This is a genomic window from Sinorhizobium saheli (assembly GCF_001651875.1).
Classification (GTDB): Bacteria; Pseudomonadota; Alphaproteobacteria; order Rhizobiales; family Rhizobiaceae; genus Sinorhizobium; species Sinorhizobium saheli.
Map to the genome: position 1 here is coordinate 18,344 of NZ_LNQB01000061.1, position 21,946 is coordinate 40,289.

24 protein-coding genes are annotated in these 21,946 nt (G+C 58.4%); 10 read left to right on the top strand and 14 right to left on the bottom strand.

Going from position 1 to position 21,946, the window contains the following annotated elements:
• Positions 1–348: 348 nt before the first annotated feature.
• A complete protein-coding gene (locus ATB98_RS06065; protein WP_066870566.1) occupies positions 349–1,029 on the top strand; it encodes a hypothetical protein in 681 nt (226 codons plus the stop codon).
• A gap of 7 nt (positions 1,030–1,036) precedes the next feature.
• On the opposite strand, the gene ATB98_RS06070 is transcribed toward ATB98_RS06065, so the two are convergent.
• Entirely contained in the window at positions 1,037–1,600 is a 564-nt protein-coding gene (locus ATB98_RS06070; protein ID WP_066870569.1) for a PIN domain-containing protein, read from the bottom strand.
• A gap of 105 nt (positions 1,601–1,705) precedes the next feature.
• Here ATB98_RS06070 and ATB98_RS06075 point away from each other — a divergent pair, with 105 nt between their 5' ends.
• Complete coding sequence (locus ATB98_RS06075) at positions 1,706–1,894, top strand: hypothetical protein (RefSeq protein WP_064842674.1); 189 nt, start codon at positions 1,706–1,708, stop codon at positions 1,892–1,894.
• Between the two features lie 421 nt (positions 1,895–2,315).
• Here ATB98_RS06075 and ATB98_RS06080 read toward each other — a convergent pair whose 3' ends face one another.
• The 3 genes from ATB98_RS06080 to ATB98_RS06090 all read right to left on the bottom strand — a co-directional run bounded on the left by ATB98_RS06080 (position 2,316) and on the right by ATB98_RS06090 (position 4,284).
• A complete protein-coding gene (locus ATB98_RS06080) occupies positions 2,316–3,218 on the bottom strand; it encodes a hypothetical protein (RefSeq protein ID WP_066870572.1) in 903 nt (300 codons plus the stop codon).
• 7 nt (positions 3,219–3,225) lie between these two features.
• Complete coding sequence (locus ATB98_RS06085) at positions 3,226–3,642, bottom strand: MerR family transcriptional regulator (protein WP_066870575.1); 417 nt, start codon at positions 3,640–3,642, stop codon at positions 3,226–3,228.
• Between the two features lie 123 nt (positions 3,643–3,765).
• Positions 3,766–4,284, bottom strand: a complete 519-nt coding sequence (locus tag ATB98_RS06090) for a 2'-5' RNA ligase family protein (RefSeq protein WP_066870578.1) — start codon at positions 4,282–4,284, stop codon at positions 3,766–3,768.
• A gap of 171 nt (positions 4,285–4,455) precedes the next feature.
• On the opposite strand from ATB98_RS06090, the gene ATB98_RS06095 reads away from it, so the two are divergent.
• A complete protein-coding gene (locus ATB98_RS06095; protein ID WP_066870581.1) occupies positions 4,456–5,082 on the top strand; it encodes a hypothetical protein in 627 nt (208 codons plus the stop codon).
• 69 nt (positions 5,083–5,151) lie between these two features.
• Here ATB98_RS06095 and ATB98_RS06100 read toward each other — a convergent pair whose 3' ends face one another.
• From ATB98_RS06100 to ATB98_RS06110, 3 genes are all read right to left on the bottom strand, one after another.
• Entirely contained in the window at positions 5,152–7,029 is a 1,878-nt protein-coding gene (locus ATB98_RS06100; protein ID WP_234781870.1) for an AAA family ATPase, read from the bottom strand.
• A complete protein-coding gene (locus ATB98_RS06105; protein ID WP_066870584.1) occupies positions 7,026–8,519 on the bottom strand; it encodes an ATP-binding protein in 1,494 nt (497 codons plus the stop codon). The genes ATB98_RS06100 and ATB98_RS06105 overlap by 4 nt, the downstream gene beginning before the upstream one ends.
• Before the next feature lie 74 nt (positions 8,520–8,593).
• A complete protein-coding gene (locus ATB98_RS06110) occupies positions 8,594–10,123 on the bottom strand; it encodes a DNA cytosine methyltransferase (protein ID WP_066870730.1) in 1,530 nt (509 codons plus the stop codon).
• Positions 10,124–10,191: 68 nt separating this feature from the next.
• Here ATB98_RS06110 and ATB98_RS06115 point away from each other — a divergent pair, with 68 nt between their 5' ends.
• Positions 10,192–10,647 (top strand): very short patch repair endonuclease, encoded by a 456-nt coding sequence (locus ATB98_RS06115; protein ID WP_066870587.1) that lies wholly within the window; start codon positions 10,192–10,194, stop codon positions 10,645–10,647.
• Positions 10,648–10,974: 327 nt separating this feature from the next.
• Here ATB98_RS06115 and ATB98_RS06120 read toward each other — a convergent pair whose 3' ends face one another.
• The 3 genes from ATB98_RS06120 to ATB98_RS06125 all read right to left on the bottom strand — a co-directional run bounded on the left by ATB98_RS06120 (position 10,975) and on the right by ATB98_RS06125 (position 12,948).
• Positions 10,975–11,523, bottom strand: a complete 549-nt coding sequence (locus ATB98_RS06120; protein WP_066870590.1) for a hypothetical protein — start codon at positions 11,521–11,523, stop codon at positions 10,975–10,977.
• Positions 11,524–11,559: 36 nt separating this feature from the next.
• Entirely contained in the window at positions 11,560–12,138 is a 579-nt protein-coding gene (locus tag ATB98_RS27840) for a papain-like cysteine protease family protein (RefSeq protein WP_084435321.1), read from the bottom strand.
• A 69-nt stretch (positions 12,139–12,207) separates the two neighbouring features.
• The gene (locus ATB98_RS06125) at positions 12,208–12,948 is read right to left on the bottom strand and encodes a metallophosphoesterase (RefSeq protein ID WP_066870594.1); all 741 of its coding nucleotides are present in this window, start codon (positions 12,946–12,948) and stop codon (positions 12,208–12,210) included.
• 183 nt (positions 12,949–13,131) lie between these two features.
• On the opposite strand from ATB98_RS06125, the gene ATB98_RS06130 reads away from it, so the two are divergent.
• The 5 genes from ATB98_RS06130 (at position 13,132) to ATB98_RS06140 (ending at position 16,412) form a co-directional block, all read left to right on the top strand.
• Positions 13,132–13,995: a hypothetical protein gene (locus tag ATB98_RS06130; protein WP_066870596.1), complete on the top strand. Its 864-nt coding sequence runs from the start codon at positions 13,132–13,134 to the stop codon at positions 13,993–13,995.
• 151 nt (positions 13,996–14,146) lie between these two features.
• Positions 14,147–14,281, top strand: coding sequence for a hypothetical protein (locus ATB98_RS30330; protein WP_268801777.1), 135 nt, complete (start codon positions 14,147–14,149; stop codon positions 14,279–14,281).
• Between the two features lie 19 nt (positions 14,282–14,300).
• Entirely contained in the window at positions 14,301–14,648 is a 348-nt protein-coding gene (locus ATB98_RS06135; protein WP_066870599.1) for a beta/alpha barrel domain-containing protein, read from the top strand.
• A complete protein-coding gene (locus ATB98_RS28785) occupies positions 14,648–14,824 on the top strand; it encodes a hypothetical protein (RefSeq protein ID WP_153435774.1) in 177 nt (58 codons plus the stop codon). The genes ATB98_RS06135 and ATB98_RS28785 overlap by 1 nt, the downstream gene beginning before the upstream one ends.
• A gap of 268 nt (positions 14,825–15,092) precedes the next feature.
• Positions 15,093–16,412, top strand: coding sequence for a hypothetical protein (locus ATB98_RS06140; protein WP_153435775.1), 1,320 nt, complete (start codon positions 15,093–15,095; stop codon positions 16,410–16,412).
• Positions 16,413–16,454: 42 nt separating this feature from the next.
• On the opposite strand, the gene ATB98_RS06145 is transcribed toward ATB98_RS06140, so the two are convergent.
• Together ATB98_RS06145 and ATB98_RS29645 are read right to left on the bottom strand one after the other, a co-directional pair.
• Positions 16,455–17,126 carry a hypothetical protein gene (locus ATB98_RS06145; protein ID WP_066870604.1) on the bottom strand — a complete coding sequence of 224 codons (672 nt, stop codon included), beginning with the start codon at positions 17,124–17,126 and terminating at the stop codon, positions 16,455–16,457.
• 56 nt (positions 17,127–17,182) lie between these two features.
• Positions 17,183–17,623 (bottom strand): hypothetical protein, encoded by a 441-nt coding sequence (locus ATB98_RS29645; RefSeq protein WP_066870607.1) that lies wholly within the window; start codon positions 17,621–17,623, stop codon positions 17,183–17,185.
• Between the two features lie 222 nt (positions 17,624–17,845).
• Between ATB98_RS29645 and ATB98_RS06155 the strand changes: the two genes are divergently transcribed.
• Complete coding sequence (locus ATB98_RS06155) at positions 17,846–18,640, top strand: DUF429 domain-containing protein (protein ID WP_234781871.1); 795 nt, start codon at positions 17,846–17,848, stop codon at positions 18,638–18,640.
• A 45-nt stretch (positions 18,641–18,685) separates the two neighbouring features.
• Here ATB98_RS06155 and ATB98_RS06160 read toward each other — a convergent pair whose 3' ends face one another.
• Both ATB98_RS06160 and ATB98_RS06165 read right to left on the bottom strand, forming a co-directional pair.
• Positions 18,686–20,119 carry a UvrD-helicase domain-containing protein gene (locus ATB98_RS06160; protein ID WP_066870610.1) on the bottom strand — a complete coding sequence of 478 codons (1,434 nt, stop codon included), beginning with the start codon at positions 20,117–20,119 and terminating at the stop codon, positions 18,686–18,688.
• Positions 20,112–21,845 carry an ATP-dependent nuclease gene (locus ATB98_RS06165; protein ID WP_066870613.1) on the bottom strand — a complete coding sequence of 578 codons (1,734 nt, stop codon included), beginning with the start codon at positions 21,843–21,845 and terminating at the stop codon, positions 20,112–20,114. The genes ATB98_RS06160 and ATB98_RS06165 overlap by 8 nt, the downstream gene beginning before the upstream one ends.
• Positions 21,846–21,946: the final 101 nt, after the last annotated feature.

A 21,946-nucleotide genomic window follows, 5' to 3' on the forward strand; every position in this document is an offset into this window, starting at 1 on the left:
TTACATGGTTATCGCCCAAGTTAATCCGATCCCTAAGATTTTATCCAATCCCGGAACTCATCCGGAACATTCACGTTGTTTTATCGACTTCAAGTAGTTTTGCTGCGGTATGATGAGTCCGTTGTATAAATATTATTTTATACATAGATATGCGGCATTTCCGTGTTATCAATACAGAAGTTATTGTTCGTAAGCACGACGAATTTAGGATAATCTAAGTATATATTCGGTGTATTAGCTGAGCGTGCAATGCGCGTTTCTTGTGGTGTTCTCTGGTTTCTCGCGGCGACTAAGCGCTCCTTGTCGCTTGCACCGCCTGCACCGAACCTCCTGTCGGAGGATCGAGGCATGGACAACAAAACAATCAGTCAATGGCTGCTCGCCCGTGGATTCAATATGGTCAGTAGCGGCACCTATGAAAGTGGCTACGGCGGATACAAGGTGCGAGTGGCTTTGCTCGTGGGGAGAGGCTGCACCTCGGCGCACAAGTTCAGCCGCAAGCGCGATCTCGCCAGCTTCAGTTTCGACCAGGTGCGGACGGATCGCCATGGGATGCTCAGAGGCGCGGGTCTTGATGACTTCTTCATTTGTGCGATGAAGTCGGGCAGCCCCGCGCCGAAATGGTTCCCGGACAACTTTCGCCGCGCGGTCTACCGTCATGCCGTGAGCGTCCCCATCCCTGTCGAGAAGCCATCGACAGCGGCGCTTGCAATGCGGTGGGCAAGGGACAATGGTTTCACGAGAGTGGGGCCTGTCACGTTCCACGCCGACTACGCGGACAGCACCGTCGAATTCCACGTGGGAACGAAGGGGGTGGTCACCCACATGACAACCGGATTCCACAGAGATCTTCTGATGCGAACGCCTCTGCGCTCGGTCTGGTTCGATTCCACCGGCATGATCCGCGGAGCCGGACTGGACGAATGGTTTGTGAAGGAAATGGAGACCGGCGGTGAACCCCCGATCTGGTTCAACGAAAAATTCACGGAGAAGCTTGGGACCCGCCGCGACAGACCTTCCTTTAGATGAGACTGTCTTACAGCGTCGGTAGCAGTTCATCGTCATGGCAATCCTCAATCTCGTCGATCCGAGGGAGAAAGAAATCTGTCTCGGCAGGCACGTGCCACTGTGATTCTATCGGTTGATAAACTCCGGGCAGGGGGAACAATTGATGGATCTTCAGATAGTCCCGGACATTTCCAGTCACAATCGGCATGCCGTGGGTGATTGCGACCGAAGCGATCATAAGGTCATGGCCCATACGCGTCGCCCTTTCGCCGCGTTGGACTGTCCACATCTCTCTGAGGCATGGCACCGACGTCATCTGAGCATAGACGTAGGCAACCTCAGTGTTCATCTCCGGCATAGGAAAGTCGGTGGTCAGGATGTCGTTGACCCACGCCATGATGCGGGAGGCTCGCACGGGGTCATCGCGCTGCTTTAAATGGGCGCCACGCATCAATTCTGTTATGACGGGATAGCAGATGTTGAGGCGGTGAATCCCAACCTGGAGGAGCCAGGATCTTAGGCCCGGTGGGGGACGCGTTCTTCCCGAAAGGCTGACAATGTCGGTGTCTAGCAAAAGCGGAGGTTCGGTCATTGCGGGTCCTGCTTGCTCGAGCTTGCTTCAAATGTTTGATGTGAAGGCAGCGTCGCGCCGAGCGGCTTTGTTCACATCCGACAGACATCCCGAGAGAGATTGCAAATGACGAAAACCTGGCAGCGAGACGAAGCCGAGGCGCGCATCCGGGAAGTGCTGGACGCTGCCAAGACCCATGGCTCCCAGACGGTCATCGACCGGGACGGTACCTACGCGATCGTCTTCACACGGCGAAAGCAAGGCCTGGAGAAGCTGTTCTCCAAACCAGGTCCTCTCCGCGAAGGCGACCTCTAATGCTGAAATGTATGTTTGACTGGTCCGGACCGTAGCCGGTGATTGCATGCGCAACAAGATGGGTTGCAGAAAAATCTGTAGCTGTTGTAGCTACGGTCTTGACGAATCAGATCATATTTTTTCCTGAAGCGCGACAAAATCACGTTTTGCGGTCACTCATCCTCCGGCGGCCACTCGCCAGGGAGGCCGATCAGGTCGGCCAGCAAACTGCCTTCGATGTGCCCGTATTCGCCGTTGTTATCGAGCGGGCCGAAGCCGGGAAGCGGCAAGACACCGGGGTAACGGGTTAGCGGCGAACGGATTGTATGCGATGATTGGGTGCCAACGCTCGTCGCGGAGCTTCCACAGGTTCGGTTCGGGCAGCAGGGCGACGGCGCTGACGTTGGTGTTGCGGGCGTCGCCGTACCTCCCCCAGAAGCCGTCAGCCGTCCGATCGTCGTAGGTCTCCATGCTGCCCATCGGCAAGTCGCCGGAACCTGACGCTAGGGCTGCCGAAAAGGCCATCGATCAGGGCATCCTCCACATGGTCGCCAACTGGGATGGACCCCTTGCAGTCGGCGACGACGATAAGATACGGGGTCTCCTGAATTCCATATTTTCGGCCCTTGTTCTCCAGCGCGACGCGCAGATCGAGATGTGGAGACACCGACCGGAGGCCAGTCATCGCGGCCCCGATCTTCCGCTCGTAGCTTTTTTCCTTGTTGAAGCCGCCGAGAAGCGTGAGGTCGAACTCCCAATCCTGAGCCCCGAATGTCCGTCTGGGCGACACTCTCGGATCGTCGCCACATTCATTGCGCGCCCATTGCTCAACCTCGGATTTCAGCTTGGCCACGCTCGGCGCGGACTGGCCATGCGTCCGCACCTCGTAACCCAGGAGCCACCCCGGCGGTAGGTTCACTGTTTCCAACCCATTGTAGATCGCGGCCTCGCGGTTGTCGCGGGCGACCGTCCGCACATCCGGTCCGAAGGACGTCACTTCGACGAAGGCGAGGATTTCACCAGAGCCGCTCCTCACCAAGAAGTCCGGCCTGTTCGTCGGATGGGGGCAGGCAGGATGGATTTCCACTTCATGGCCAAGGCGCCTCAACGCGACGTATGTCACGATCTCCGCAAGAGCCTGCTCGTACTGGGCGTCGTTGCGGTTCTTCATGCGGCTCACCAGATCGAGCTGCTCGCCCGAAGGGAACTCCCCAATCCAACCGTTCACCAGGTCGCGGTACACAATGTAAGGATCCCGGCCGGAGCTGTCATAGAAGTCGAAGCATGGCTCTCCAGCGCGGCGGGGCGTCCTTCGTGTGCGGTCCTTCTCCTCGAACAGCGTCATCGAGCAATCACTCGGTTTCGGTGCTAGGCCGCTCGAAGCGCGCAAGTGCCTGGATGACCCGAGATTTGTTCCCGTCCAATGGTACCCTGCGAGTGGACATTTGGACCAGCTCGTTTTCGAGCTTCTTCAGGCGATCGATCTTTTCGCGGATCTCTGCGAGTTGCTCGGACGCGATGCGGTCCGCCTCTGTGTCAGGCATGTCCGGACGGTGGCTCAAGTCGATTAAATCCCGGATTGCATCGACGCTCAGGCCGAGATCACGGGCATGCCGGATGAAGGCGAGACGATCCTGCTCGTCTTCGGTGTAGCGCCGCTGGTTTCCTTCCGATCTTCCGGAAGGGGCGAGCAATCCTGTCTGTTCCCAATATCGGATGGTTGAGACGTTCGTTCCCGTTGCCTTGGCAAGTTCTCCGATCGTAAGCATCGAATCCTCCGGCTGTGCCACGTCAAGCCACACGCTGCTGGTCGCCAAATTCAGGGAATTTTATCTGCAAATCAAGTCGCAGAATCAGACGAGCCGCTACAACAGCCGTAGGATTCAACGTGGCTAGTCCACGCTCTGCCCGCTGCGGAAATAGCGCTCATGCCGCCATGGACCCTGTATGTACGACCATACATCGAAGCCTTTCACCCGGAGGGTCCTTCTGGCAAATTCCGACGACAACATGTCATAGAGGGCATCCGCCTTCTGCCAGTGCACTTTGTTCTGCACGGTGACATGCGGCCGCCAGGGCTGGCGATCCTGCGGTCCGAGCCACGACTTGAACGCCGTTTTCAAATTCTCCCTCACGCGGGCAAGATTTTCACTTTCGAGAACGAAGGAAACGCCGTTGCCCATATTACGGACGCCGGTGACTTCAACCTCGACCGTTCCCGTCATCTGCGCTGCCTGTCGGAGGACATCATCTATATGTAGACGATGCTCCGGCGGGAGCTTGTGGAACATGGTGACATGCGCGCGCAGGAAATTGAGCTCCGGCGGAAAGAAGCGCGTTCGGAGCGCGTCGAAAAATTGCAGATCGTCGTTGTCGACATGCGCGGTCACGATCAGGGGAGGCTGCGACATCTACTCAATCTAGGTTATGCAAAATGCGAATTAAACCGCTTGACGTCGGAAAAAGCGTTCTCTACTTGTTCTGTCATGAGCAACTTCAGCGCCCTTATTTTCCGAATAGGTTGACCGATCCCGGGACGGATCCCGGATCGCCGTATCATCCTGTTAATCGGAGGGTAGGTCATGACGACCTTTACTGCTCATGCCGCAGGCGATGAAGCTTGCGATCTCCCTGATTTCTACAATTCCCGCTTTCCGAGCGCCACGTTGAAATGCCTCGGACGCACGCTGTACCGCTCACAGGAAGCAAGCGATTACGCCTGCCTTCTCGAACTTGACCCCGATGTGATCTCATGGCGCTGCATCACGCAGCCGTTTGTCAACCACTCGCCCGCGCGCAAGCCCCGTCACCGCTACGTCGATTTTGCGGTGCAGAAGGGGGACGAAACGCTCCTGGTGGACATCTGGCGCGGAACTCCCGAAATCATCACGTGGCTGCCGGGCGTCGCCGAGCGTCTCGGCTACACGTACCACCCGATCTCGATCTTCGACCTCAACCCGACCCGAATTCAGAATGCGCGCGATCTTGTCCGCTATGGCGGACGTGAGGCGGCGCTTGGGGATCGCATCCGCATCCTCGCCGGTCTCGACGAGATGGGATCCCTCACACTCGCCGAATGCCTCGGAGCCGTGAGGGATGGCGCTCCGATGGGCTCAGTCGCAAACCTGATCCTTCGGGGAATGCTCGAGGTCGATCTCGACGAGAAGCTGCTCGATCCGGACACCATCGTCCGCCGCGCCCGGTCATAGGAGCGAACTATGAAGTGGCCAAAATCGGACGAGCGCAAGGATGTGCTCGAAGTGACGACCTATGCCAACTCACTTCGGGTTCCCTTGCGTCGTTGTGGGATCTTCCTGAAGAAGGGCGACAGAGCGGTGGGGCTTCTGCTTCCACCTGGCGCCGACATGGAGAAGTACCAGCGGGCGGTGAAGATGGTCCTCGTGGCCGCCGGGATTTCCCACTATTCGGTGCAGAGCATCCTCGCGGCGCTCCCGGATGATCTCCTCCGCACGCGCCAGTTCCTCGGAAAGCAGTCGCTCCACGCGCCTTCTTAGAACGGGATCGCCGGCGCGAAGCTGGTCGAGATCTCGGGAACGGGAGATGCGGGTGTATCCAAGGCCGTACACGCCGTGGCCGCCAACCAGGACGGTAGCGATGTCGGCTGCTCGATGAAGGTCGGATCCTTCCGCTCCTCCGGAACCATCATAGGTCTCGCACAGGATCACCTGTTCCGCCGCCCTTCCGGCCAGGACCATTGCGATTTCATTGCGGTACATCTGGAGGGTCCTTTTGCGCACCACCGCCCTGCGCCACTTGACGTACCCGAAGTTCTCATCACGATGTCCTGCCTGTCTGGCAACGACGATGGCCTCGATCTCGCCTGTCCCAAGGGTGAGCCCGACAATTGCGTGCCCTGCCTCGTGCACGCAGATCGGCCACCGCTCGTTGTCTTCGAGCGCGGCCACAGGCGGCACGATCGAAAGGAAATCCGCACCACAGACGGGTCTTCTGCTCTTTCGCGCAATGCGGCGCGCGCCACGGGCAAGCTGCTGGATTGCAGCGCCGGAATAGCCACTGGTCGCAAGCGCAATCGTTCGCATCTCGTCCGAGGGAAGAGGCAGACCGACATGTGCCGACAGGATCTGCTCGCGCGCCTCCAGATCCGGCAATTCAATCTGGATATGGCGGTCGAGCCTTCCCGGTCTTCGCAGCGCCTCATCGATGTCGTCCGGCCTGTTCGTCGCGGCGATGACCACGACCCCTTCTCGTCCGGATGCACCATCGAGGTGCTCAAGTAGCGCGTTGATCACTTGCAGTCCGTAGGCGGCGCTGTCGCCCCTGAGGTTTTGCCGGGAGCCGAAGGAATCAAACTCGTCGAGGAAGAGGATGGAGGGAGCTGCCTTGATCGCCTCCCTGAAGGTCTTTCGCATTGCTCCCAGCATGTCGCCGAGGTGGCCCCGCGACTGCCACTGTGCGCTTGAAGCGGCCACGAAGTTCGCGCCGCAAGTCCGGGCGAGCGCGCTTGCGAACAGGGTCTTGCCGCAGCCGGGAGGTCCGCTCAGGAGCAAGCCAGCATCAACATCGCTCCAGGCAATGGTTCCGTTGCGCCATGCCTCGAGGTCATCCACCAGATCCAGCGCCCATCGCGTGGCGGCCCCGTAACCCGCAAGTTGCTCGATCCGCGGCTCCCAGATGACGGGCTTCCTGACCCGCGACGACGCGGCGAGCTTTTCAAGCGAGACTTCGATGGGTCGAGACCTCCTGATCGCGGAGAACACGAGTGGCAGGGAATACGAGGCAAGCGCTGTCGCCTGCTCCCTGCTGACCACAATGCCCATCGCAGCTTTCGCGGCAAGGATCAGGTGATAAGGTTTGACGGCGCTGACTTCCTCAATGCGCTCGACGGCGACCTTCACCTCATCGGGCACGTCCGCATCACTCGCTACGAGTACGATGACGGCCGTCGAATTCGAGAGGGCCTTCAGTGCGTCGTCTGAATTGACTTCCTTCTTGAAGCCGGAAGTGGTGAGGCGCGCAAGCTCTTCAGCTTCATCAGCGCTCACCTTTCCGGAAAACATCGGGGTTTCCCTGAGTTGCGCAATGATGTCTCTGATCGATTGCGCCGTATGGGGGCTCGGTTGCGAAGCCATGAACATTGCGGTCATGCCTTCGAGGCTGCTCAGTATCTGGTTCATTTAGCTCGATTTGCCTCGACGATGGCGTCTATGATTCGTTGGGTGTCAGACCATGCGGTCCGAAATGGATCGACCTCTTTCATCAAGGCGACGATATCCTTGAGTTGTTTCTTCGCTGCGAGAAGGACGGAGAGGGTCGCCTGCACAGCTTGAGTGAGTGTGTCCTCATCCACGCGGTCTGGCACGATGTCCTCGGCGACAGCCGCCATATCCGCATGTAAGGTCTCGACTGGCAGCGAAGCGCCAACGAGACTGATGCAATTGAAGAAACCTCGGCGAAGGTGTTCCGGGAGTTCTTCGGCATACTCTGCGAAGATTGGATGGTCGGTGTTCGGCCTGTAGCGGATCTGTCCATCAGACTGAATTCTGTGCCACAGAGGCAATCGGTTGTGATCGACGAGCTTCTGCCCACGTTTCCGGTAGGTGCGTTTGGAACCTTCCTGAATGCGTTCAATCACCTTCTTCAATCGGTCGCGAACCGCCGAAGGAAGCTGAGCCGAAGACTTTTTGACATCGATTTTCCAGTCACTGTCCATGCTGTTGGAAATGTCGATCCTTACTCGCGACAACTTCGTGAGTTCGGACTGGCGGCAAAGACCGAACCAGGTGCCATGCAATATCAGTCGTTCGCCTCGGTACAGGTAAAAGCCCTGAGATTTCAGATGCCCCTCAGGTCCGCCGAGGTCATCCCAGTCCGAAGTGCTCATTTGTTTGTGGTGAGGAATTGTGAAGCTCTGGATTTCCACGTCGCCCTGCGGAAGGGTGATGATTTCCTCAGGATCGGCAATGGTAGCCGAGTTCTTGCGTGCGAATGGATCCAGTGGGCGAAGCTGCCGACCGTTCAGAAGGATCCTGATTGGCTTTGGATCTTCCAAGAAACGGTGGAATACCAATCGCAGGTGACGCTCGGTTTCCGCCAGGCGCTGGTTTATTACCTCCGCTCGTTTCGCGACGTTCAGCTTGTAGCCGCCGCTCAAGCGGTCAAGCTTTTCCCATAGCACCAAGGTTCCGCTCTTGCCGAGCTGGTCAGCACATGGGATTGCCGCGATATCGTCCAGAAGCTGAACGGACCAATCGTTGCGGCGAGCGACATCATCCAGGTCCCAGACGGCTGCAGACGTGATCCCGTTTGTGCGCGTAACAACCGTCAACCTGCGGCATTGCGAGAAACTTGCGCTTTTCAGGCCAAGGCCAAAGCGTCCAAGATCGAGTTTTTCCCGCGTATCGAGAGGATTCCGGCTACCGGGACGCATGGCCGCCACCAGCTCGTCCTCGGTCATTCCCATGCCGTCATCAGCGATCGCGATGAACGGCTCTTCCGAAAATGTTTCCGTCAGTATCTGGATCCGGCGGGCGCTTGCGGTGATTGAGTTGTCAACAATATCCGAGATCGCGGTTTCAAGCGAATAGCCGATGTCTCGCAAGCCTTCGATCAATGCTGCAGCATGCGGTGTCGCGTCTGCCCTTCTAGCCACGAGTCCTTGCCGCATTCACGAATCCCAACGAGTCCTTGAACCACCATCGCGCGAAACGTTGACGACGGCAATATAGACTTAGGGTAATACTATGAGTTCGTGTAAGTAAGCGATGCGTAAACAAGATGTGCGATTTGTCGGGCAAGGAAGGGCGGCACGGCATTCCCGACTTGGACGTATTGCTGGGTGCGATTTCCCATGAAAAAGTAGTCGTCCGGAAAGGTCTGAAGGCGAGCTGCTTCCCGCACAGTCAGACTGCGGCACTGAGCTGGATCGGGATGGATGAAATAGTGGCCGTCTTTCGAAATATGGCTTGTCACAGTCGTCGATGCTTCGTTGGAGAGCTGGACTCGGAAACGGTCGGCGAAGATTCCGCTTTCCCAATTGCGGTGGTTTGGCCGAAGGACCTCAGGGAATTTCGAGGCCTTCGGGCTGTAACCATGCACCTTTCCGAATACGGCGGCAAACAGGTATCGACAAAGATCCGATGCCATGTGACCGCGCGTGGCATGCTGAGCAACAGAAAGAAGTTCCGGACGCTCAAGCCATCGGAGCAATTCGTCGTTGGATCTTCCGTAGCCGCTTGGGAGAGTGGCCGACGAGCGAGCCAACGGCAACATCTGCTGGAATTGGTCCATCAGACCACGGAGGGGTTGTTCCAGGGCAACGTCAGAACTGGAGGCCAACATCTTGGCGGAGTCGAATAAGTAGTCGCTCCATCTCTCGAAGCTGTCTCCGGACTCGCTGATCCCACTGCGAAGGCGCCCCAGGGTGCTGATGGCGTCCTCGACCGTTCTGCGTTTTTCGCTGACTGGAACGCTCGCGGCTGAAGCGCGGGAAGCCAGGTCAGCTCGGATGCCGATGATGATCACTCGATGCCGTCGCTGCGGTACGCCAAACTCCTCTGCTTTCACTACAAAGTCGGACGGTTTCCTCGCTTGACGAAGAGTTGCTTGACCGTTCTCCACACGTACGGCGAAGAGCTCGTAGATATGGCCGTGCCTTGTACCCAACGAGGACAGGTCTTCCATCAGCATTTCGAAAACGCGGCGACTCTCTACGGTGGACGACAGCATGCCCTTCACGTTTTCCATCACGAACGCCGATGGTCTCAGGCGTTCCAGGACCCGTATGTATTCCCGGAAAAGGTAATGACGCTCGTCTTGTTCCGGTACATAGTCGCGTTTGCCGTTCGCTCGAGCTCGTCCAACCAGCGAATATGCTTGGCAAGGCGGCCCACCAATGAGAATGGTGTCATCAAACTTCTGAAGTCCGGCGATCGCCTCATCTATCGCTTCGGACGCGGCGGTCGTTCCAAGTTCGAGCTGTCTGGCTTCTCTCGATGCGTGATCCCAGGCGCCGTTGCCAACCAGGGCCCAATCCGGCTCTCCCACCGCGCCCGCATGAAAGTTGACGAACTCGGCCGGGAGTTTCCCATGCTCGGCGCGAAATGCTCTCAAGAAGGCGCGCAGCCGCAAGGTTTTATGCGCGGACGCATCCTTTTCTACGGAAATGCCGATACTAAATGGATCATGTTGGTCAACCGACAGAGATGAGAACCCTTCACCTAATCCACCCGGCCCAGCGAAGAGATCAATGATACCGAAAGTGGCAGGCAAGAACGACTCCTGATCGAATATGTTTTTGTCGGTGTATACTATGTGTAGCTGCAATTGCCAGGATACAAATGACTGATATTGTCGACCCTACGACACGATCGCGAATGATGGCGGGAATCAGGGGAAAGAACACGAAACCCGAGCTTGTGCTTCGCCGTGCGCTCCATGCACAAGGGCTGCGTTTCCGCTTGCACAGCACGAAAATCACGGGTGCGCCTGACATCGTCCTTCCAAAATACAAGGCGGCAGTATTCGTACATGGCTGTTTCTGGCACCGGCACTTTCGCTGCCGTTATGCGACAACGCCGTCTACCCGACCGGAGTTTTGGCAAGCCAAGTTTGCCGCCAACCTTGCCCGCGACGACGCCGTCAAGCGCGCGTTGCTCGATATAGGCTGGCGGGTAGCGACGGTTTGGGAATGTGCGTTGCGAAAGCAGAACCTAATTGAAGCGGCGGCTAGGCAGTTGTCGGAATGGCTGCCGACCGCTTCAAAAGAGATAGAAATCGGAGAGGGTGAGGTTTAGTCGATCCCAGATCGATGGGAAGGCACTCGCGGAACAGGGCTTTGTTGCCATCTTTGTCGGCGCAGACCACGATGGAATTAATGCCGTCTCTGCGCCGATCAATCGCGCGTTCGCTTGTGAACGCGCATTCCAGTTCAATAACACACCCGAGCATGGTTGCTTGCCGCTATGAGGATGTACCGGGAGGGCTACCGTTCGGTCGACGATGTCGCGATGGTGCTCATCGCCACATACGTCGGGGTGCTGGCGACATCGGTGAACGCGCCATCCTCGGTCGCACTCCACTAGAATACCTACGCCGAGAAGAAAATCACCGAAGCCCGGACATCAAAAAGGTGAAGGTGACGGCTGCGAGCCGTCGGGATGACGCCCCTCGACCGCGAGCCCTTGAAGTTCGTCGAACGTTCTTGCCTCAGGAAGCAGACGCCTTCCCTGGAAGAACGCAGGATAAAGCTTCACTTCCTTCGACTTCATGATGATCATGAGCGTGAAGGCGGCGGGGATTTCCACGATCTCAAGTTCGTATATGTCCTGGGTGCTTGAGGCTTCGGCTTCTGCGGCTTCGAGTGCATCGTTGTAGGCAAGCGCGAAGCTGCCTCGTCGAAACGAACTATAGGATCCATTTTCACGACTGCTGATGTCCAGAACACCAAATCCATCGTCATCACGGACAAGGTATTGCCACCCCATAGTGTAGGGGGAGGCGAGGTCGGCTTCTGAGCGCGGTACGGCTCCAAGCACCCTCTTGGGGAATGGACCGACGTGGCGATACTCGGTGTTCGCACGGTTTCGCCCAGGCATGGCGGCCAGGATGCCCATTGCCCGATTGAATTTCTCGCCGACGGAACTCGGTGCTCCAAGCATCGCGATTGTCATTCTATCTCTCCATGCCTCAGATCCTGTATATCATTTTCACGGCGCACGAACATGGTAGGTCTGAACCCAGCGCCCCCCGTACTCCAGGTAATCGTTTCGAAGCTCGCTCCCCGGTACCGGGAAAGAATAATCAAAACACGGATCCCCTATCAGGTAGTGATCCTCTCCATTCTCGTCGAGCCAGCAGCCGTGGATCACAACTGCATGTCCTCCCTTCGATGGCCATTTGATCTGAACGCAAATGGGATTTCTCCTGTCCAGTTGCCGCATGGCTTGTCGAAGTTCGGCAGATCCAGGATAAGTCGAGCTGTCGCAACCCACGATCCGAAGCCCCGTTAGCATCGTTTCCTCTCGGTTCCACGACTCTTCGGACACCCATGGCGGCGGAAGGCCAAGTGCTCGCCCGACGATCTCGTCCTGAGAAACATAGTTCTCGCAGTCGTAGTATTGCGAAATGCTCGAGGCCGTTGCCGCCCAGCACCAGTTGCTCCATTTCTGCGTTTGCATTTCGAAGGTCAGGTGCAATTGATTTGGATATCTGACGCGCTCTGGAAGTCGATAGAGGCTGCTGATCCAATCGAATACCGAGCTGACGAACCTGAATCCCTCACGCATTCTTCGCGAACCCACCGTGCAGGTGGCCAGCTACCTGCCCGCCGCCCAGATCCAGAAACCCGCCATCGATCACCTGACCGCGCCCTGTAGAGGAGCGACCGCCTGAAGAACCTTCTCGCTGCCGCGAGGGGGAATGTGAAGGGCAGAGAGTATGCTCCTGTCGTGTGCACCCGTGTCGATCGCTATCCGGCGGTGAAAACGCTCCACCATCAACGACGATGTCGGTGTGTGTCCGTGGACGACGGCCTTTCCGAAGGATTCTGAGAAGCTCAGGAAGGGCTCCCGGATCCACATGAGCTTGTACGGATCCTGCCGAGTGAGCGGAACACCCGGCTCGACGCCGGCGTGGACGAGAATGTGGTCATCAAGTTCAACGTACTTCTCGGCTCCACGCAGGATGGCAACGTGGTCGACATCAACTACATCAACTACGTCGAGGATCCGATCCAGGTCGGCATTAGAAAAATCGAAACCGTAGGAGGCAAGGGTGGCTCGTCCTCCCATCTTGGCGATCCAGTGAAGAAGAAGCGCCTGTTTCCGGCCCGAATCCTGTTCATCGAGAATGCGGAGGATGAATGAATCGTGGTTTCCGAGAACCAGCCGGGAATCGGGGATCTCCTTGAGTGTCGACGAGACGAGGTTCATCGCTTCGCGGCTGTTGGGACCACGGTCGATGATGTCGCCAAGGAATACAATACGGTGCGCGCACCCAATCCGTCCGGCCCGGTCCGAAATACCGTCGAGAAGGCTGCGAAGGAGATCGGCGCGGCCGTGAACGTCGCCGATCGCGAAGGTATGGGTGCTGGTCAAGATCGTGAGGTCTCCTGTTGCGGGTAAGACCTCGCATGCAGGTTCTTGGCGAAACCTTTACGGAAATCCGTCGGGCCTCAGGACGGTTGACGGGAGGTGAATCCTTCCGGATGCATTTGCGGGCTCCGTTTTGGCGTCCATTAGTTCTTGCGGGATAGGTAGGAGAAAACAGGTGGAGCGGACATGAAGATCAAGACGGGCGAGCACGCGCGGCACACGGAAGAGAAGTTCGGGGTCACGGTACTCCGCAGCGTGCACGGGTGGTACTGGGTCGTCGCCGGCAGCGACGCCGACACGACCGAAGAGTTGAGGGAACTGGTGAGCGAGATCAGCAGACGAGACGATGCCTGGTGGTTTTTCGACCGGAAGCCGTGGACTGCGATCTGGACTCTCGAGCTTCCCCAGGCAGGCACTCGCCGCTGTGCAATGGTGTCGGGCATGGTCAGTTACGCGCTGTCCACCCGGTTCGCACAGAACGAGCACTACGTCTTTCGCGCGCCCGAAAATGACGGCGATCTCCATGCGGTCCTTGAGGCGCATTTGCCTCACATTCAGCACGTGGCTGAGACCGGAGAGTGGCCTGCCCAAGTCGTTGTGCCGGGCGAGCCGCTCGGAGGGTGGTTCGATGGGCCACAGGAAAAACTCCCGGCTCTGCAAGGGCCACGGCGGTGGGAGATCAACTGCGGGCCGGACTATCGCTGGAGGTTTGTCTCCGACACCGAATGTGGATACGACCTGCCGGAGAGGGAGCTCCATCTCTTTCAGGCAGACGATGTCGGCGAATGGATCGTGCGGATCTCGGAAATGACCGTGCAGCCCTGGTCGAATCTCGCCAGGGTCAGACGCTTCGACACCGCCGTCGATCTCGGACATGGTCTGGGTCTCTCATATGACCAAGCCCGCGAGATCGGGAAGCTCTGGATGGACGGGACAGAGCCGGAAGCGCTCGGCGTTCCCTACGAGCCCAGGCCCGAGTACACGATGCGAGCATCCTACGAGCGCGATGCCATGCTCCAGCCCGTCGGGCGCGTAACTGGTGCTGGCTGAACGTCGACAGGTGGATCGACGACCGGACCGCCAGCTTGCCGGGTAAGGTGGTGACCATCTTCCACAGCAACCAATAACCTTGGTTAGCGGAAAATACGCGCTCGCGAGAGGTTTCCGGACGCCGCGGCGAGAGGACGTTACTGCAATCGCCATGCATCCCCATTTCGAGGATATGGAATACAAACATTCGGTCGCTATCGCCGTGACCGCCGCCATCGGGGTGATGTGCGTGCTGTTGGTCACCGTTTCGATTCTCGGCCATACCATCTCGATCCCGCCCATTTAGGCGCGCGCCAGCTAGACCAATGTCGGTTCGGGATCGTCTATTCCTCGACAAGGGCCTGGAGGGGGAGAAGGACGGCGTCCAGTTGCTCAAGCCGATTCCCGATTTCGATCCCTTGCTAGCGCGAGCGGCAGAAAAGGGAATCTTTGGAACCAAGATGCGATTGATGATCGCCAACGCCGACCCCGTCGGCATTGCGGCTGTCGTAAAGCAGCAGTTCGCGATCGGACGGCAGATCCTGCAGCGCGGCCTCGTCCCGATCATCGATCCCGAAGTTCTGATCAAGAGCCAGACGAAGGAGAGAGCTGAGGCAATCCTTCTCGAGGAATCCTTGGGGAGCTTGCAGGACTCGATCACGATCAGAAGGTGATGATCAAGGTCTCCATCCTCGAAGTCGCGGATTTCTACGAGCCGCTGGTCAAGCACCCATCAGTCCTTCGCGTCGTCGCTCTTTCAGGCGGCTACACCAGGGACGAGGCCTGCCGCAAGCTGGAGCATAATCACGGTATGATCGCCAGCTTCTCTCTCCACTCGCGGAAGACCTGAGGGTGAGCATGAACGACACTGAGTTCGACTCGGCGCTTGCGAAAACGATAGGCCAGATATTCGAAGCCAGCGCTATCAAGACCTCCTGACCACACCGCTATCCGTCTCGACTGTCGAGCGCGTCGAGCGGTGACAACGCGTCGGCGACGAGGCGTTCCGAGGACTGGCACATGCTGCGGACTAGCGCGTGGAGGCTACGTATGCGCCCTCTCGACATGACATCATTTGGTGAGTACCGGTGTGATCCAAATTCGAGGGGATGGCGCAGATGTCGTATGCAGTGAAGAAATGGATGGTCGACCGACGAGAGAACAGGTTTCCGAACACTGTCGCCATGGCCCACTTCTCGCCGCAGACGCAGATGGTGACGCTGGATCAATACGAGAAGGACGACCTGCCGAAAGCATTGGTGGCTGAGGATCACGGCAAAGTCGCCGAAATCATGGCAACCATAAGCCACGAGATGGCGCATTGGGCGGATGTCGTGGGAACGATCTGGGGACGCGCGTACCTGAAGCGCATATATAAGGGATTCAGGCAACTGCCGACAAAGGACAGTCCTCCAAAAGAGAGCGACTTCGCCTCATTCATCGACCTTCATGACGAAACACGTCGCCTGACCTTTCCGAAGTACTACCAGACCGTCTTCGAATCCAAGGAGACGCACAGTGCCAGGCACCCGTGGCAGATATCGTTTTCCGCAGGCCAGGAGATAGACGCGTACGGCAGACTGGATCCCAGCAGGCCAATCCTCTTCGTCTGCTTTCACGACAACAGGACTGGCGACCGCCTCATCCGCCAGCCGATGACGGTCGGTGCTCTCCTCGAGACCATCGCAGTTGCGTCCGAATACGACACTTTGCGCGCGATCCTGTTAGGCAAGGTGCCTGCACCCAAACAGAAGGAGGTCGGTGAGGGAATTCACGCTGGCCTTCTATCCCGGCTTTATGAACCGTCGCTCACGCTATATTCCGCTCCGGTGCATCTCCTCGCGCACTTCGCCCGGATCAGCGACGCAGCGCTGGCCTACGACCTGGCGGCTACCATAGCACACGTGTGTCTCAACCTTTGCGAACGTCAGTTCAGAGACATTTTACTTCCTGATATAATGGCTCCGTGGTCAGCACTCTTCCCATCCTTCAAAGAACGGGAGAACCGTGCCTTCGCGTTCGCAGTTATCTGTTCAAATCTCGGCCATTGGCAGGACGGGAACAATAAAGACACGTGGATCGACGCTGCTTTGAAGCAAAGCGGACTGCCCGGGCGACGATCGATCCTGGACCGGGCACTCGAGGCAATCGCAATGCAGAAGCCCGGCAGTCGGGCAACCCATCTCGACGATGCTGAAAACTACATGCTCGAGCTCGGCCTTGGAGTTGCCATGGGAAGAAAAAAGGGTCCGACGTTTGGCCCCCTGCAGGCGCAGTCCTACGTGGGTGTCATCCCGCCAATGTTCGATTCGAACGGAGAGATCTACTTGCTTCCCAACAGCCGTTTTGACTTCACACGGTTCGACCCTGAAACCATGATCAGACTGGACGAGGGCCTTTACGAATACACACGGAATCTTCTGACCGGCTGCCGCTGATGTGTACGATCGCCACGTCTCCTGAGCATGCCGACGGTACGGTTATCGAACATACTCGATCGGCCCCAGACCGAAAGGCACGGTTTCCGTGACTCGGTACCCGCCATCGAATTCCTCGATGGCCTTCCAGGCCTTCAGCGAGGTCAACAGAGCAGAAATCTCGTTGCCGTTCTGCCCTTTGACGTATCCATACACCTCCACCAAGACGCGGCCGGCTTCGGTAAGGTCATCTTGCATTACCTTGCCTTTCACAGCTTCTATCTGGTTCATGTGGTGCAAGAGTGCCGCCTCGCCGTAGCCGATGGGTTGCGCGAATACCCGGAGCCATGACAGGGCGATAGCAAGTAGGAAGCTGGGAAATGTCACTGGCGGTGCCGCGACGAGGCTTGGAAGGGCGCTTCCGCCTGCAACGCTTAAGAGTACGGGGGGAATGGATTGAAATGGATCGCGCGCAAGATTCGAAAGTTTCAGGGAATACGCGAGCTGTCGGCGCTTTCGCACCAGCACCATTCCGAGCACGCCCTCGCGCTGTGGCCCTATGACCTGGTCAGGAAGCTGCTTCCACTCGCTGTCGGCGTTCCTGGAAAGCTCTTCCGCCGCCTCGACGATCTGGGCGTCGGTAACTTCCGCCAGCCGGCACGTGGCTGGAAGATGAGCAATCACCTCCCTCATCATCGCAATCTGATCTTGCAACGGGGAATTCGTGTCCTGCATCTTGCTCTCTGACGATCTGCCCTGATCTGGGCGCTGAATCACATGTTTTGGTATCGCTAGCACAATGGCCAGAGACGCTGAAGATTAGACGGCGAAGACTTCCACATTTTCGGTTTGTGGATGCTAGTCGGCGGCTGATCCTTAGGTTTACGACCTCGTCTCGAGGGAGTCTTCACTGCTGCCGGCACCACCAAGACTGAGGCCTTCGAAAGGCTGAGGATGTTTTCCACAACAAGCGAGATGGCCGGCTCTTCGTTCGCGATGTAAGAAGGGCTCCTGTCTTCAATCCTGGGGACCGGTTTCCTCTCGGCCCGTTGGATCGCCTTACCGTCAAAGCCCTTGCGCTTCCTCTTCTCGAAGATGTCGCGGTAACGACGAGGGGAGATGCCGATGAACGGCTCGAAGAGCACCTTTGTATATTGCTCGGACGGCGAGAAGGTTATCGAATCCTCGTGGAGGTCCTTCGCAGGCAAAAACCTCGGCATCCTGACGCCCATGGAACCTTCTTTTCGCCGCTTGCCTCATATTGATGTGTGCGATCACGCCAGGCAGGTTCCTCTTGTCGTAGCATCGTCCGAGGTTGAAGACCACGCTGATGGGCTGGACGAGTGCAGAGGCACACGGGAGCTAGCTTGAGAGTAGTCCTAGGCATTGACGCTGCGTGGACACAGCAGGAGCCCAGCGGCGTCGCGCTGATTGCAGACAAGGGATCCTGCTGGGTGCTTATCGAAGCCGCGGCCTCGTATGCCGCCTTCCTTGGGGCAGGGGGAGATGCCGCCCCGATCTTGCGCCATCGAGGATCGGTTCCGGATGCCGGATCCCTAACAGCCACAGCAAAGGAAAAGGCCGGCGCAATAGTCGATGTCGTCGCTGTCGACATGCCTCTTTCGCTGACCCCGATTGTCGGCCGAAGGGTCTCCGACAACATGATCTCGTCTATGTATGGTGCTCGACACGCAAGCACGCATACGCCAAGCGCAACGCGTCCGGGCAAGTTGAGCGACGAACTCCGGGTAGCCTTTGAAGGCGAGGGATATCCGCTTGCTGTCTCGGAACTTTATCCGCCGGCGCTTCTGGAGGTCTATCCGCATCCCGCTCTCATCGAACTCGCGGCAGCGGATCGGCGACTGCCTTACAAGCAATCGAAGATCAGGAAGTATTGGCCAGACGAGAGCCCTGTTGCTCGACGGGCGAACCTGCTGCGGACCTGGAGCGATATTGTGGGGCTGTTAAATGCCGAAATTTGCGGTGTGAAGGACGCGCTGCCGTTGCCGCCAATGGATGCGCGAGGGTACGAGTTGAAGGCCTTCGAAGATGCACTCGATGCCGTGGTCTGCGCATGGGTCGGAGCCTGCGCATTGACCGGGCGGGCGAGGGCGTACGGCGACAAAGACTCAGCAATCTGGGTTCCTGTTTCTTCTTCGACCTTACAGCCATCCCGCGCGGTGGGCATCATGGAATCCCGTCGTCGGGACCACCGGTGCGCAGCAGTTCGCGATAGTCCCTGCCAATAGTATCGATTGCACTGGATCGTCGTCGCAGCGCCTCCTGCCAAACCGCTACCCAACCATCGGACTCGAAGAGCAGACGACCAGTTTCCGTGATCCTCTTGTGAGTGCGACATAGAGGTTCTTCGTGTTGCGGGTTCGGTTGCTGTCGAACTGCTCGGCATCCAGAATGACGGCAACATCTGCTTCGAGCCCCTTCAGGAGGAGCGGGCTGCCGACGGCTCTTCTCGGGACGCGCCTTCCGATCATCCTGCTTTGCTCGCGGATCCGGACCGCCGCATTGAGGAACGCGTCAGGGATGCCGGGAGTACAGGATCGAAGCGCCTGCACGCATGCGCCGAGGATTTCGGGGCGGAAGGTTCTTGCACCTTGATTGTTCTCAAGGGCGAGGAGCAGCCTGACGAGGTTTTCGGCAGATCCGTCCGCCTTGTAGTCGAGGGCCGCCAGTTCGACGGCGGTGGCGTCCTTCCGTGAGGATCCTCGCTCGATGATCGCGATCCGCGAACGCAGGCCGCGCTTGTCCACGTTCGTCGTCACTTCGGACGCGAACTCCAGGACGGTGTCCAGATCGCCCGGCTGGTCGAGATCGACGCTTCCTGCGAACGTGATGACATCGGTGAGATCCACGGCCTCGACCGTGACTGCTCCCGGGGTTTGCTTTGCTACCCTGCGCTGGAGTGCCCGGTTCATGCCCGCCGCCATTATAAGAACCTTGCCGTCGGGGTTCGGAGGGCGGACGTTGCAGGCCTTGCGCTGGCGGGTTTCATCGTCGCTGCCGTCCAGTTCGACCCATTCGACCTCGGGCGGCGCTGTTCGGAGATCGATCCGGCCACCCGCGACAAGGATCGCGCGGGCTTCCAGAAGCCACTCGCCGAAAGCCGGCGCGCCCGCTCGGATCCAGCGCCACGGCTTCGTCAGTTCTCCCGCCGACGAGAATGTTGAGCAGACATCATGGTCCCAATGCGGGTGCGGGCCCTGCCAACTGAATATCTCCTGCATGGGATCGCCGAGGACAACAGTTGGAATTACGGTCGAGAGATGGCTGACCATGCGATGCTGTTCATGGCCGCAGTCCTGATACTCGTCGACGATCACGCGGCTGTAGCTCGCATCCATGATGTCATCGAGATGCTTTCCCTCGAAGAGCGCCGCGGCGGCCAGCTTGATCGCGGGGTAGTCGTTGCGGGGGTCATCCAGGGCGAGATGTCTGATATCGATGCCCGAGCGGGTCGGAAAGGTGTTGAGAGTTCGAAGCGCCCACCCGTCGAGCGTCGCCAATCGATACGAACGGCTCGGAACTCCCGCACGCTCCAGCCGCGACCGCAGAACCGATACGCCCGCGTTAGTGTGGGTGAGGATCAGTATCGGCTTCCTGTCCGAGTGCCTGATGAGAGAATCCACAATGAGCTGGGTCTTTCCGCACCCGGCGGGAGCCGTGACCGATCCTCGCCGGATAGCCAGAAGATCGATGTCCCCTTCAGCCATTCAGGCACCATTTTCTGAGAGAGGCGAGGACCAATTTGAACTCCTTGTCCGTTTCGATGAACGAAGGCATCACGAAGTCGCGGGCGACTTCCTCCATCTCTCCAACGGATTTGAACCAAGCCTTCTTGTTGTCCTTGTTGCCACCGGCGGCATTTCCCAACGCCACCCGCGCCTCCGTCGACAGAGCTCCCTTGGCCAATTCGTCTCGCACCCGCGCGAGCGTCACGGCGTTCGTCGAATGGCTCCTGAGCTGGGAATCCGCCTCCTCCTCGGAACGATCTTCAAGGGCACGGTCCAGGAGCGCGCCAACAGCATCCGCCGGCAGCGTCACGAACAGCTCGACTTCAAGCTTGTGGCCCTTGCGCCACTTGAAGATGGAGCCGCCGCCCAGCTCGAAGCTGGTCTCTTCGGCTATTGGTGGTTGATAGTCGTCGTCGCGGAATGTGGCCGTTCGGTAGCCCATCGATCGGAACGCCTCTGCACGCGACATGATGTTCGTGTACCCATTGGCACTGACAAGCGCGGTTCCGGCCGCGAAGAGCGACTTGCCGTTTCCCTTGTCGGAGAGGTACTGGTCCACGCCGCGCATGAAGCCGACCTCGCTTGCTCCCTCGCAGACAAGGACGGAATGGGCGAGGAATGCTTCCGGATAGAGACGTATCGTTCCCTGAAGGTCAGGATGATCGCCAACCCATCTCACTTCGTGTCGATTTCCGACCCGTCGCACAATGGAGATCTGCTCCGCGGCAAGCTCTCGGACGGCCACAGGAGAATGGCTGGTCAGGAACACCTGCAGGGACGGTTCCTTCTGCTTGGCGCCCAGGTTGTCGAGGAAACGTACAATGCGATGAGGCTCAAGCCCGTGCTCGAGTTCGTCGACAAGCAGGATTGCGGTCTCCGCTGCGTTCTTCTGCTGGAGCCCCGATATCATGAGGCGTGTCGAGCCGATCCCGAGCCGACGGAGAGGGATGCCATTCTCGTCGTGTAGAGAGATTGTACCAGCAGTCACTGAGACGGAGTGGGCCTCGAGCTCGGCTTTGGCTTTTGCCCCGACATCTATGCCGAGGCTGCCCGCGACTTCGGTCACGATCTCGAGTGCGTCGCCCAGCATTGCGTCTGCATCCTTGCCGAAGGACTTCCTCGCCTCCCGTGCCGCCGCCAGGAGCGCGGTCGAAGCGTCGGCGGTCTCGTCCGAAAGGCGGTTGAGGACAGAGCCTCGCTTCCAGGACAGATTATGGTCCGAAAGAGCGCCGATCCGCACGGGAGCCAGCCTCTCGCGATCCGACCATGACAGGTTGCGCGTCTGACCTGCGGCGCGCGCGCGATCGGAGATGAGCGACCAAGTCGGCTCCAGATCACTCTCCACGGCGAGGTTGAGACAGAGCACGGTCTCCAGGCCGCTGCCGGGTTCGTCTTCGATCTTCTTCGCCGCTGCGTCGTATCCACGGAGATACAGGCCGTAGGTCTCGATGGACTTCAATTCTGGCCCGAGGTTTCCAAGGGTGAGAGTGATCTGGATCGGATCTTTGATGTCGAGGTTGTGGAAGTCGGCATCGGTGAACTGAGCAGTCCTTCGCGCACCCAGCGCCAGATCGATGGCATCAAGGATCGTGGATTTGCCGCTGTCTCCCGGTCCGATCAGGCAGTTGATACCGGGCGTCGGATACCATTGGAGGTGCCTAATGCAGCGGAAGTTCTCAATCTCGACCAATCGTATAGTTGCCATTCATATGCCTCGGGAATCACATGCACTCGAAGAGAGTAATTCACGGCTGCCCGAGGGTCGGCAAGCAAGGGTATGTCTCCGCCCACAACGCAGAGTGGCTT